Annotated in this window: 11 protein-coding genes, 1 tRNA gene and 1 riboswitch; of the genes, 4 read left to right on the top strand and 8 right to left on the bottom strand. The window is 69.2% G+C overall.

Features of this window, described 5'->3' with window-relative positions:
• Positions 1–88 precede the first annotated feature (88 nt).
• The 4 genes from ABD204_RS08765 to ABD204_RS08750 are packed head-to-tail and all read right to left on the bottom strand — an operon-like array spanning position 89 to position 5,406.
• The gene (locus ABD204_RS08765; RefSeq protein WP_194425130.1) at positions 89–913 is read right to left on the bottom strand and encodes a DUF2993 domain-containing protein; all 825 of its coding nucleotides are present in this window, start codon (positions 911–913) and stop codon (positions 89–91) included.
• A gap of 4 nt (positions 914–917) precedes the next feature.
• Complete coding sequence (argS, locus tag ABD204_RS08760; RefSeq protein ID WP_194425129.1) at positions 918–2,579, bottom strand: arginine--tRNA ligase; 1,662 nt, start codon at positions 2,577–2,579, stop codon at positions 918–920.
• A 39-nt stretch (positions 2,580–2,618) separates the two neighbouring features.
• Positions 2,619–3,425 (bottom strand): transglutaminase-like domain-containing protein, encoded by an 807-nt coding sequence (locus tag ABD204_RS08755; RefSeq protein ID WP_194425128.1) that lies wholly within the window; start codon positions 3,423–3,425, stop codon positions 2,619–2,621.
• A 49-nt stretch (positions 3,426–3,474) separates the two neighbouring features.
• Positions 3,475–5,406, bottom strand: coding sequence for a BCCT family transporter (locus tag ABD204_RS08750; RefSeq protein WP_322597553.1), 1,932 nt, complete (start codon positions 5,404–5,406; stop codon positions 3,475–3,477).
• A 216-nt stretch (positions 5,407–5,622) separates the two neighbouring features.
• Between ABD204_RS08750 and ABD204_RS08745 the strand changes: the two genes are divergently transcribed.
• Together ABD204_RS08745 and ABD204_RS08740 are read left to right on the top strand one after the other, a co-directional pair.
• Positions 5,623–6,417, top strand: a complete 795-nt coding sequence (locus ABD204_RS08745) for an SGNH/GDSL hydrolase family protein (protein ID WP_194425126.1) — start codon at positions 5,623–5,625, stop codon at positions 6,415–6,417.
• A gap of 16 nt (positions 6,418–6,433) precedes the next feature.
• Positions 6,434–6,509: transfer RNA gene (locus tag ABD204_RS08740), tRNA-Arg, on the top strand.
• A 185-nt stretch (positions 6,510–6,694) separates the two neighbouring features.
• Here ABD204_RS08740 and ABD204_RS08735 read toward each other — a convergent pair.
• The 4 genes from ABD204_RS08735 to ABD204_RS08720 form a co-directional block, all read right to left on the bottom strand.
• The gene (locus ABD204_RS08735) at positions 6,695–7,015 is read right to left on the bottom strand and encodes a DMT family transporter (protein WP_194425125.1); all 321 of its coding nucleotides are present in this window, start codon (positions 7,013–7,015) and stop codon (positions 6,695–6,697) included.
• Positions 7,016–7,027: 12 nt separating this feature from the next.
• Positions 7,028–7,093: riboswitch (guanidine-III (ykkC-III) riboswitch) on the bottom strand.
• Between the two features lie 33 nt (positions 7,094–7,126).
• Entirely contained in the window at positions 7,127–7,996 is an 870-nt protein-coding gene (locus ABD204_RS08730) for a CPBP family intramembrane glutamic endopeptidase (RefSeq protein WP_194425124.1), read from the bottom strand.
• A 7-nt stretch (positions 7,997–8,003) separates the two neighbouring features.
• Positions 8,004–8,738 carry a tRNA (guanosine(46)-N7)-methyltransferase TrmB gene (gene trmB, locus ABD204_RS08725; RefSeq protein WP_194425123.1) on the bottom strand — a complete coding sequence of 245 codons (735 nt, stop codon included), beginning with the start codon at positions 8,736–8,738 and terminating at the stop codon, positions 8,004–8,006.
• A gap of 9 nt (positions 8,739–8,747) precedes the next feature.
• Entirely contained in the window at positions 8,748–9,602 is an 855-nt protein-coding gene (locus ABD204_RS08720; RefSeq protein WP_194425122.1) for a DUF3097 family protein, read from the bottom strand.
• Between the two features lie 149 nt (positions 9,603–9,751).
• Between ABD204_RS08720 and ABD204_RS08715 the strand changes: the two genes are divergently transcribed.
• The gene (locus ABD204_RS08715) at positions 9,752–11,710 is read left to right on the top strand and encodes a TPM domain-containing protein (protein ID WP_194425121.1); all 1,959 of its coding nucleotides are present in this window, start codon (positions 9,752–9,754) and stop codon (positions 11,708–11,710) included.
• A 79-nt stretch (positions 11,711–11,789) separates the two neighbouring features.
• The gene (locus ABD204_RS08710) at positions 11,790–12,527 is read left to right on the top strand and encodes a PspA/IM30 family protein (protein WP_194425120.1); all 738 of its coding nucleotides are present in this window, start codon (positions 11,790–11,792) and stop codon (positions 12,525–12,527) included.
• Positions 12,528–12,566 lie beyond the last annotated feature (39 nt).

Raw genomic sequence — 12,566 nt, 5'->3', positions numbered from 1 at the left:
GAGCGCGCCGAGGCCCACGTGGGTGCTCGGGCGAAGTCGATGCTTGCAGTTTAGGGTACGGCCCGCCCGCGCCCCGCCGTGCGTCGGGTCACGCGCAGGTGCCGGGTTGCTGGAGCGACTCGTCCACGGTGATCGCCCCATCGACGGTCGCGTCCGCCACGATCCGGTCGCCGACCACCGCGATCGCCTCGAGTGTCACCCCCGCGGGAAGGTACTCGGCCACGCAGATCGTCCAGTCCTGGAGCACCGCCGAGGCGATGAGACCGAACTGATCGCGGACCTGGTCGGCAGTCAGCTCCACCCCCGCGACCTCGATGCCTGCGGGGGACAACGCGATCGCGCCTTCGTCGGCGGTCGGGGTGAGGCGCACGGCCACGGGGATCTCGAGACCGAAGACGTCGAAGGCGGTGTCGAACCGGACGTCGGGCTCGGCGAGGGTGATCTCCGCGTCGGGGAAGTCCTCGAGGCCGGCCAGCAGCTGCGCCACCTGGTCACCGTCGAGGGTCAGTCGCGCATCGATCGCGCCGGCCGGGGCGTCCCCGCGCACCGGGACGTCTCGGGCGGTGACGACGACATCACCCGAGAGTGGACCGAGTGCCACGTCGTCACCAGAGATGGTGAGCTCCTCGAGCGTGCCCATGATCAGCTGCGGAAGCACGAGACCGGAGACACCGACATCGATCGCCTGATCGGCCGGCACATCGAGCGCGTCGGCGACCTGGGCGCGCACGGTGCGGGTGACGGTCTCCCGCGCGATCCACTCCCCCGCGATCGCCGCCGCCACCGCGAGGACGACGATGACACCCACACCGACCAGCCACGGCCAGACCCGCCGTCGACGCGGTTCCGGTCGCCCGGTCGGCGACGGCGGGTCGGGAAGCGGGCGGGTCGGTTGCGTGTCGCCGGCGGTCATGTCGCTACATCCGTTCCGGCGCGCTCACGCCGAGCAGGTCGAGACCGTTGCGCAACACCTGGCCGGTCGCGTCGTTGAGCCACAGACGCGTGTGGTGGAGGTCCCCGACTGGATCGTCGCCGAGGGGGATCACCCGGCAGTTGTCGTACCAACGGTGATACAGCCCGGCCAGTTCCTCGAGATAACGCGCGATGCGGTGCGGCTCGCGCAGTTCCGCGGCGAAGGCCACCAGCCGCGGGAACTCCTGCAACGCCCCCAGCAGGGCGCTCTCGGTCGCGTGGTCGAGCAGTTCCGGCGCGAAACGAGACCGGTCCACCCCCGACGAATGCGCGTTGCGCGAGACGTTGTGGGTGCGGGCATGGGCGTACTGTACGTAGAACACGGGGTTGTCGTTCGTGCGCTTGCGGAGGATCTCCGGGTCCAGCGTCAGCGGAGAGTCCGCGGGGTACCGGGCCAGGGAATAGCGCAGCGCGTCAGTGCCGATCCAGTCGCGGAGGTCGTCGAGTTCGATGATGTTGCCGGCACGCTTGCTGAGCTTGGCACCGTTGACCGACACCAGCTGACCGATGAGTACCTCGATGTCGGTGTCGGGATCATCGCCGGCCGCGCCGGCGAGGGCCTTGAGACGGTGGACATACCCGTGGTGGTCGGCGCCCAGCAGGTAGATCTTGTGCGCGAAACCGCGATCGCCCTTGTTGAGGTAGTAGGCGGCGTCCGCGGCGAAGTAGGTGTACTCGCCGTTGGAGCGGCGGATCACGCGGTCCTTGTCGTCGCCGAAATCGGTGGTGCGTACCCACACGGCGTCGTCTTGGTCGAACACGTGCCCCTGTTCGCGGAGTCGGTCCACGGCCTCGTCGACCAGACTCGGCCCCCCGTCGGCCCCCTTCGCGTGCAGCACGCGTTCGGAGAACCACACGTCGAAGTGCACGTTGAACTTCTCCAGCGAGGACTGCAGTTCGCTCAGCTGGAGGCCGTACGCGGCGTCACGGGCGACCCGTTCGGCGTCGTCGGCCTCGAGGAGGTCGGGATGTGCGGCGAGCACCCGCCGCGCCAGCTCGTCGATGTAGGCACCGGCATAGCCGTCCTCGGGGGTGGGCTCGCCCTTCGCCGCCGCGAGGACGGAACGGCCGAACCGGTCCATCTGCGCGCCGGCGTCGTTGATGTAGAACTCGCGCACGAGCGTCGCCCCGCTGGCCAGCAGGAGGCGCGCGATCGCGTCGCCGAGCGCGGCCCACCGGGTGTGACCGATATGCATCGGCCCGGTGGGGTTCGCACTGACGAATTCCAGATTGATGGTGTTGCCGCGCTGGGTGTCGTTGACCCCGAAGGCGGCGCCGGCTTCGACGATGGTCTTCGCGAGTGCACCGGCCGTGGCGGTGTCCAGACGGATGTTGATGAATCCCGGGCCGGCGACCTCGACCTCGGCGATGCCTTCGATCGCCCGGAGCTTGTCGGCGATGACGGCGGCGAGCTCGCGCGGGGGCATGCCGACGGTCTTCGCGAGTTTCAGTGCGGCGTTGGAGGCCCAGTCACCGTGGTCGCGGTTCCGGGGACGTTCGAGGGGCAGGTCGGCGGTGGTGAGCCCGTCGGCGGCGTCGCTTCCCCGCTCCTGCGTGAGCGGGACGATGACCGAGAGCAGCGCGGCGGAGAGGGCTTCAGGATCCATAGGCTCCCCATCCTACGATTCCGCCGCACCCGCACCGTGTCAGCTCAGCTGGACGAGGCTCACGAAATCGTCGACGGTGTCGGTGGCCGACGGGTCGAGGTTCCACGCGTCCACGTGCAGACGGGGTAGTCCGACATCGCCCCCGTGGAAGCTCAGGAACGCGCAGTCTGCCGCATCCCGTCCGGTGGCGATCCGAACCAGGGAGCGTCGGTCGGCCAGACGCGTCGCGTCGATGACATACCACGCACCGTCGTGATACGCCTCGGCGACGGCGTGGAAGTCCATCGGCTCGAGTCCGGGGGCGAAGCACGCGGCGTAGCGGGCCGGCATGTCCATCGCGCGCAGTATCGCGATGACCACATGGGCGTAGTCGCGACACACCCCCTGGCCGGTCGTGAGGGTCGTCACGGCCGAGTCCGTCCCGTTGCTCAGGCCCGGCGTGTAGGCGGTGCTCGTCGACACGAAGTCGGTGACGGCGGCGATCAGTTCGAGCCCCTCGAGTCCGCGGAACCGGCGTCGGGCCTGCGCGAACACCTCGTCGGATTGGCAGTACCGGCTCGGACGCAGATACGTGATGGTCTCGAGGTCGCCGGTCGTCCGGCTCGTGACGGCACCGTCGATCACGGCCGAGTACCGCACTTCGAGCAGGCCCGCAGCGCCGGTGAGGCGGTGGAGTCGGCTGCCGGCGTGGTCGACGATCTCGGTCGGGTTGTACACCCGGTCCCCCTGGGTGAGGGTGAGTTCCTCGGCGACCACGGGCACGCCCTGGGCCGAAGTGATCTGCAGGATGAGATCGACGGCAGACCCCAGTTCGAGGTCGAGTTCGGCGGTCACCTGGCGTTGCACCGGAGTATCCTCGCACGCCGCGAGGACACCCCGGTGCACGCGCCCGGAATCAGTCGTCGGACTCCTGCTCGCGCTCGCGGCGACGAGCGCGGCGGTCCTCGTTCACCGTCAGCGAGTTGTCGCCTGATGCGGTGTGATCGGGACGGTCCGGCCCCTTGTGCTGGATGTGCCCCGGCTCGAGGGTGCGTCGGACGTCCTCGGCGGTGACGGTGCCGATGGGCCCGGTCGTCGCCTCGACGTACCACTCGGTGAGCGCCGGGTCCTCGGAGTCGAACCAGGCGCCTGCGCCGTCACCGGCCGGGACCTCACTGGCACCGAAGACGAAGTCGTCGCCGTGGTCTTCGATGCCCTTGCGGACACCCTCTTGGATGGCCGCGCGGGCGTACTTGCCGCGGAGCACGTACGGATCGGTGCGGAGGTCTTTCGCCCAGGCGATCATGATGCCGATCACCACGAACGAGAACGGCAACGCCGAGACGACCATGATCGACTGCAGACCCGAGAGGGCGTTCTGTCCGCCGGCCAGGAGCAGCGAGGCGGCGACCAGCGCCAGCAGCGAACCCCACAGGATGGTCACCCACGACGAGGGCTCGGGGCGCCCGCGCTGCGACATCGACCCCATGACGATCGAGGCCGAGTCGGCCGAGGTCACGAAGAAGATGACGATCGAGATCATCGCGAACACGCTCGTGACGATGCCGAAGGGCAGCTCGTTCAGCACACCGAAGAGGACTTCCTCGCCACCGCCGGCATCACTGAGCGGCACGCCGCTGGCTTCCATGAACATCGAGGTGCCGCCGAAGACCACGAACCAGGCGAGGCAGACCGCCGAAGGCACGATGATCACGACGGTGACGAACTCGCGGAGGGTGCGACCGCGCGAGATCTTCGCGATGAACATTCCGACGAAGGGCGTCCACGACACCCACCACGCCCAGTAGTAGGTCGTCCAGCTGGACATGAACGCGGCCGCTTCCTCGCCGTCGTTCGCGCTACGGGAGAGCATCGTGCCGAGCTCGTTGAAGAACTCGACCGCGGCGGCGGGGAGGAAATTCAGCAGGAAGATCGTCGGTCCGACGATGAACACGAAGACCGCGAGAAGCCCGGCCAGGACCATGTTGATGTTCGACAGCAGACGGATGCCCCGCTTGATGCCCGAGACCGCCGAGAGGATGAACAGTGCCGCGAGGATCGCGATCGCACTGATGAGGAAGGTGTTGCCGACCGGGCCGACACCGGTGACGACCTCGAACCCGCGACCGATCTGAAGGACGCCGATGCCGAGCGAGATCGCCGTTCCGAAGAGGGTCACGATGATCGCGAAGACGTCGATGATCGCGCCCAGGGGGCCCTCGGTGCGCTTGCCGAAGATGGGCTCGAAGATCGCCGAGATCAGCGGCGCGCGTCCGCGGCGGTATGCGCTGTAGGCGATGGCTCCACCGACCAGGGCGTAGAAGGCCCACGCGATCGGACCCCAGTGCAGCATGGCCTGGGCCATCGCGGTCTTCATCGCCGCGGCCGACTCGGGCGCGACATCGAATCCGCTGGGTGGGTCCATGAAGAACAGCAGCGGCTCGTAGGGGCCGTAGAAGAGCAGCCCGATCCCGATGCCGGCCGAGAAGAGCATCGCGATCCACGAGGTCGTCGAGAATTCCGGCTTCTCGTCGTCGGAGCCCAGACGCACTCCGCCGCTGCGACCGTAGCCGACGACGAGCATGTAGAGGATCACCACGATCGCCAACGCGGAGAACAGCCACGCGAAGTTGGTGCTCACCCAGCCCAGGGCTGCACCGCCGACGGTGCTGATGCTCTCCGGCGCGGCGAAAGCCCAGATGATCACACCGAGGGCGACGACGGCTGCGAAGATGAACACCCCCCAGTTCATGGGGAACGCGCGTCCGGTCTTCTCGACCCCGATTCCGGGGATGAGTGCGGGGTGGACCAAGCCGGGCTTGGTCACCTCCTCGATGACGCGCTTCACGCTGTCGACTCTGGGCGCTTTGGGCTTGCCACCGCCGGGGGGCGGGGTGCTATGGCTACCGTCGTTCGGACTGCTCATATTCGATCAGACTCCCGGGTCGTGCGCCCGCGACCCGGCGGCCGCGTCGACGCTTGTGTGGGTGCAACGATAGCGAGGTCAGCGCGCGGATCTCTCGCTCTGCGCGGATTTGGCGCGGGATCCGTCTAGCCTCTATGTATGCGCGCGAGCGACCCGACGCCCGGCCGACGCTTCCCTCTGGTGGTGCTCGTCCTCGCCTTCACGGTGCTCGCGATCTCCCTCGTGTCGGCCGCGCGCCCGTGGGCCGCTCACCCCTCGGTGGGCGCGGCCGACGAAGGCGCGACCGGCGGCGAGCCTGCCCTGCCGCCCCTGGCCGTCCCGGAGGAGGCGAGGGTCCTGATCTTCGGGGACTCGTGGGTCTACGGGTCGGCCGCGGAGGTGCCGACACTCGGGTTCGCGTACGTCCTGTCCGACATCATGGGCTGGGACGCCACGGTCGACGGGGTACGCGGCAGTGGCTACCTCAAGGCGGGGATCGACGGACCCGACTACGGCACGCGGATCGCCGCCCTGGACCCCTCGCTCGACCCCGATCTCATCATCGTCGAAGGTTCGATCAACGACCGGCGCCTGTATCCCGACGGGTACCGAGAGGCGGTCGGCTCGGCGTGGGACACCCTGGCGGCGACCTTCCCGGAGGCGTCGGTGGTCATTCTGGGTCCGGCACCGCACGTGCTCCCCGTCGGCGCGGCGACCACGGCCATCGACGCCGATCTGGCCACGCTCGCCGTGGCGCGCGGTTGGTGGTACGTCTCCCCCCTCACCGAGGGGTGGATCCGGCCGTCGAACTACTTCGACGTCATCGACACCGGGCCCGGCAACGACCACCCCTCCACGGCCGGCCACGCCTACCTCGCCGAGCGACTCGCTGCGTCTCTGGCGGCCCTGTCGGAGCTACCGGAGGTGTCGGCGGAAGCGCCACTCGGAGGGTGATAGTCTCGATCGGCACGCCTCCGTAGCTCAGGGGATAGAGCGTTGGTTTCCGGTACCAAAGGTCGCAGGTTCGATTCCTGTCGGGGGCACCATTCGGGACAAAGATCGCGGGTCTTCAGGACCCGTGATCTTCTTTCGTGACAACACCGTGACAACACGTGAAGTCGTTGATCGGCTCGGCTGCATCGAGCAAGCGAAGCTTCGTCTGCGCTGCGCTGCGCCTTGCCGCTCCGGTCCGAAGCCGTGCCGCCGATGTCGAGGCCGACCGCGGCGGGTGTCAGTGATCACCGACCAGCTTCAGTCCGACCACGCAGCCGACCAGCCCGAGAATGAGCAGCAGCCGGATCACGGAGAAGGCCTCCTCCCCCGTGACCATGGCGTAGCCGACGGTGAGCGCCGCCCCGATCCCCACCCACACCGCATAGGCCGTGCCGGTCGGGATCTCGCGTAGCGCCCACGCGAGTCCCCCCATGCTGGCGGCGAGCGCGACGAGGAAGACCACCGAGGGCCACAGTCGCGTGAACCCCTCCGACTTGCCGAGGGCGGTGGCCCACACGGCTTCGAGGACTCCGGAGACCACGAGGACGACCCATGACATGACGGACTGCTCCTTGGCCAGTCTTGTCGCGCACCGGGTACTGAACCGTCGTCCGGGGATCGGGCGGGGATCCGCACGACATCCTACCCCTCGAGCCTGGCGTGTCGCCGCTCACACGAGGAAGAGCCCGTCCAGCAACCCCGGGTTGTGGGCGTGGACCAGCACGCCGAACACGACCGCGTCGAACAGCAGATGCACGGTCACCACGTACGCCAGCGAACGCGTCTTGAGGAAGATGAACCCCTGCAGTAGCGCGAACGGGACGGTCAGGAGTGGCCCCCACGCCTGGTAGCCCAGTTCCCACAGGAACGACACGAACACGATCGTCTGCAGCACGTTGGCCTGCCAGAACGTGAAGTGGCGCAACAGCAACGCGAAGCACGTGCAGATGAAGAACAACTCGTCCCAGATGCCCACGGCGCCGACCCCCACGAACAGCCGTGCGATGAGGTCGGGGGTGTCCACGACCGGCCAGTTCAGGTAGACGCCCGAAGTGATGAAGTAATAGGGCAGGATGAGCCAGCCGAGCACGAGGACGGCGACCAGCCACGTCCATTGGAAACGCGTCCAGCGCCCGCCGCCGCGCCACGGGAACCGGATCGCCCGGTCCCGGTAGACGAATCGCGAAACCAGATAGGGCGCCAGCACGGCACCGCCGAGCGCGATGGTGAACCGCAGCATCCCGAGATCGTCCAGCTCGGCTTTGAGGGGGATCGCGCTGACGATCAGCATGCCCAGCGCGATCAGCGACAGGTCGCGCACGAAGGAGGGGAGGCGGCGGCCAGGTTCTTCCTCTCGCGCGGATCCTCGCGAGAGGAACCACCCCGAAAAAAGCCCCGCCGCCAGCAGGGTCCACCCCAGCACGGGCTGCAGGAGTACGAAGAACGCCGGTGCGGCCAGACACACCAGAGCCGCCGGGACCAGGCGCCACGTCCACACCGGACGCTCGAACACATCGGAAGGCGACGCGACACTCGGCATGGACGCGTCAGGTCCCGGTCTCGGCGGCGCGTCGGTAGGTCAGATCACGGATGTCCCGTCCCACGCGCGCACCCTTCCGCTCGAACGCGGTCAGCACACGCCCCTCGAATCGGCACGCCCAGTCGCCGCCGAAATCGCGGGTGAACCCGGACGCGGCATCCATCACCTCGCGCATCTGCACGGCGTAGTCCTCCCAATCGGTGGCCAGGCGCAGCACGCCGCCGGGGCGCAGCGCCGCGGCCGCGATCGGGGGGAACTCGGGCGCGATGAGCCGGCGCTTGGTGTGACGCTTCTTGTGCCAGGGATCGGGGAAGAAGATCCAGATCTCATCGACCGACCCCGCGGGCAACAGGTGTTGGAGCACCTCGGGGGCGTTCGCCTCGACCAGGCGCAGGTTGTCGATGCCTGCACGGTCGGCGTCCAGCATCGTGCGGGCCAGGCCCGCCCGGAAGACCTCCACCGCGAGGAAGTCCACGTCCGGGTCGCTGCCTGCCGCGTGGACGATCGCGTGCCCCTGCCCCGAGCCGATCTCCACGATCAGGCGCGCGTCACGACCGAAGACCTCGGCGGGGTCGATCGTGCTGCCGGGCAGGATGCTGGTGGCGGCCACGTCGCGCTCGACCGGGATCAGGTAGCGCGGGGACAGGTCACTCCAGGCACGCTCCTGGGCTTCGGACATCCGGCCGCTGCGACGCACGAAGGACACCGGGCGCTCGCGGAAGCCGCGGGATGTCTCGGTCATCCCCCCAGACTACGAGTCGCGCTCCTGCGTGACGAAGTCGATGAGCTCCTCGACCCGACCGAGCAGCGCCGGTTCGAGGTCACGGAAGCTGTGGACCCTCCCGAGGATGCGCTGCCATGCGCGTGCGAGGTCGGCCTGATCGCGGGCCGGCCACCCGAACGCGCGGCAGATCCCGACCTTGTATTCGATCCCGCGCGGGATCTGCGGCCACCGCTGGATACCCATCGCCTTCGGGGTGACACACTCCCACACGTCCACGTAGGGGTGGCCGACGATCAGCACGTGCGACCCGTGCGGGCCACGCGCGACGGCCTCCGCGATCCGCGACTCCTTGGAGCCGGGCACGAGATGGTCCACCAGCACGCCATAGCGGCGGGTCGCCGACGGCGGGTGCTCGTCGAGGACATCGGCGAGCACGTCCACACCCTGCAGGTACTCCACCACGACACCCTCGGCGCGCAGGTCGTCACCCCAAACCTTCTCGACGAGTTCCGCATCGTGGCGGCCCTCGACGAGGATCCGGCTCGCGCGGGCCACACGGGCACGCCGGTCCTCCGCGGCGAACGACCCCGACGCGGTCCGGGCGCGGCCACGCTCGGGCACAGCGGCGGGAGGGTCGAGGATGACATCTGCGCCGTCGATGAGGAAGCCGGCACCCAGGGGGAACAACCGGCGCCGTCCCCGCCGGTCTTCGAGTTCGACCAGGCCCTGCGAGACCTTCGTCACGGCTCCGCAGAAGCCGTCGCCGGCGACCTCGACGACCAGGTCATCGGTCGCCTCGACACGCGCGATCTTCTTCGCGGCCCGCTTACGCCATCCGTCCGCGAGCACATCCGTGCCGTACCTGTCCTCACTGAAGTCCATGTCGTCTCCTCGCCAGCGCGACACGCTACCGCCGCACCGGGGCCGACCCCGGCAACGGCACGCACCCTGCGCCGATGACCCGCGCGGTCTACCGCCCCATGTCGCGGCCTGCATAGACTCGTTCCGGGACGGGAGAGAGGGGTAACCGGATGCGTGCTGGATCACTGTGGGCGCTGACCCTGGCCGCCCTCCTGGGCTTTTCGGCCACCTCCTCCCCCGCTTTCGCGACCGACCCGGTCGACCTCGGATCGGGATACATCGTCGACACCGTCGATGTGGTCTCCGGCGAGGAGGAGGCCGCCCTGTTCGATCGGTTGAGCGCTCTGTACGAGGCCACCGGTGTCGACCTGTACGCGGTGTTCGTGGACGAATTCACCAACCCCGCCGACGCGCAGTCCTGGGCGGACGAGGTGGCGTCGGAGAACGGACTCGGTCCGCAGCAGTATCTGCTCGCCGTGGCGGTCGACGGGCGGCAGTATTACATCTCCGCCGACACCAGCGGCCCGCTCACCGACGCGCAGGTCACCGCGATCGAGGCCTCGATCGTGCCCGACCTGCGCGACGGCGACTACGCCGGGGCGGTGGAGACGGCCGCCGACGGGATCCAGGCGGACCTGGACTCGGGGATCTCCATCTGGACGGTGCTGCTGCTGGTGGCCACGGCCATCTCGATCGTCGTCCTGATCTGGCTCGTCGTCCGCAACCGCCGCGCGAAGAAGGCGGCCGGGGCCGGGGCCCTCCCCCGCCGGAGCGTCGCGGAGCTGGAGCGCGAGGCGTCATCGGCGCTGGTCCAGACCGACGACGCGCTGAAGACCAGCGAGCAGGAGCTGGACTTCGCCCGGGCGCAGTTCGGAGACAGGGCCACGACGGAATTCGTCGAGGCCCTGGCGACAGCGCGGAAGCTGCTCGACCAGGCCTTCACGATCAAGCAACGCCTCGACGACGAGACACCGGAAACCGACGAACACAAGCGTGCGGGCAATCAGCAGATCATCGATCTGTGCGCGCAGGCCAATGCCGGTCTCGATGACAAGGCCGAGGCGTTCGACGAGCTGCGACGCCTCGAGCAGGACGCCCCGGAGGCGCTGTCCCGCGCGCAGGACGCCCGACAGCACACCGCCGCGGCGCTCGACGAAGCCGAGGAGCGCCTCGCCTCCCTCCGGCGTGCGTACGCGCCGGAGTCGCTGGCCACCGTCGCAGACAACCCCGCGCAGGCCCGGGAGAGGCTCGCATTCGCCGGTGCGCAACTCGGATCGGCCGAGGCGGCGCTCGCCGCCGGAGAACGGGGCCACGCCGCCGTCGCGATCCGCGCGGCCGAAGACGCGATCGGGCAGGCGGAGCTTCTGGAGCAGGCCGTCCATCGCCTCACCGCGGACTTCGCCGAAGCCGAACGCGCCGCCCAGCAGCTGATCACCGACCTCGACAAGGACATCGCGACCGCATCGACCCTCCCCGACCCCGACGGCCGCATCGCGGGCGTCATCGCGGCGACACGTGCGCAGGTCGAACAAGCACGGGCCGCCCTGACCGGATCGGCGAAACGCCCCCTGATGACCCTCGAAGCCCTCGAAAACGCCGACACGCAGATCGACGGGGTGGTCCAGGCGGTCCGCGACCAGCAGGAGCAGGCCAGACGGGCCCGGCAGGTTCTGGATCAGCAGATGATGCAGGCCCAGGCGCAGGTGTCGGCCGCGGAGGATTACATCACGGCTCGGCGCGGCGCCGTCGGAGCCCAGGCCCGCACCCGCCTGGCCGAGGCCGGCGCCTCCCTCGTCCGCGCCCAGCAACTCCAGGCGGGCGATCCCGCACAGGCGTTGCCGCACGCACAACGGGCCAACCAACTGGCCTCGCAGGCGATCCGCGCGGCGCAGAGCGATGTCGGAGCCTTCTCAGGATCGTCGCAGGGCGCCCGCACAGCCGGCGGCGACATGATGGGTGCCGTGCTCGGCGGCATCGTGATCAACTCGCTCCTCGGCGGCGGTTCGTCCCGCGGACGCCGCGGCGGCGGCTTCGGCGGGCCGCGCGGCGGTTCCTCCCGCGGCGGGTTCCGACCGGCCAGCTTCGGAGGCGGCGGCACGCGCGGCCGCCGGGGCGGAGGCCGTTTCTGACCCCGATCCGCCCGTCGACCCGTCGACCCCCGTCCTTTCCGCATCCCGACCAGACCCATCGACAGGAAGGAACCTCGTGATGGCAAAGCAGTCCATCTTCGGCCGCATCTCCACCCTCATCAAGGCGAACGTCAACGCCCTGATCGACTCCGCCGAAGACCCGCAGAAGATGCTCGACCAGCTGGTGCGCGACTACACCAACAGCATCGCCGACGCCGAGTCGGCGATCGCCGAGACGATCGGAAACCTGCGCCTTCTCGAGCGCGACCACCAGGAGGACCTCCAGGCGGCCGCCGAGTGGGGCAACAAGGCCCTCGCCGCCAGTCGCAAGGCGGACGAGCTGCGCCAGGCCGGCCACACCGCCGACGCGGACAAGTTCGACAACCTCGCCAAGATCGCCCTCCAGCGGCAGATCAGTGAGGAGAGCGAGGCGAAGGCGATCGCGCCGACCATCGCCACGCAGACCGAGGTCGTCGAGAAGCTCAAAGACGGCCTCAACGGCATGAAGCAGAAGCTCGAACAGCTCAAGGCCAAGCGCAGCGAGCTGCTGGCGCGGGCCAAGACCGCCGAGGCCCAGGTCAAGGTCCACGACGCGGTGCGCTCGATCGACGTCCTCGACCCGACCAGCGAGCTCGGACGTTTCGAAGACAAGGTCCGCCGCCAGGAAGCCCTGGCCGCCGGCAAGCAGGAACTGGCCGCGTCGAGTATCGATGCGCAGTTCGAGGCGCTCGAAGACGTGGGCCAGCTGACCGAGGTCGAGGCTCGCCTGGCCGCGCTCAAGACCGGCGGGTCGTCGCAGAGCGCTCTGGGCTCCTGACGGTCGCTCGGAAGGCGCCCGGTCCCGGCCGGGCGCCTT

It is taken from the genome of Microbacterium aquimaris (assembly GCF_039531285.1).
GTDB lineage: Bacteria > Actinomycetota > Actinomycetes > Actinomycetales > Microbacteriaceae > Microbacterium > Microbacterium aquimaris.
Note: the sequence above shows the minus strand (reverse complement) of the source record. Positions and strands in the feature narration are given on the sequence as shown.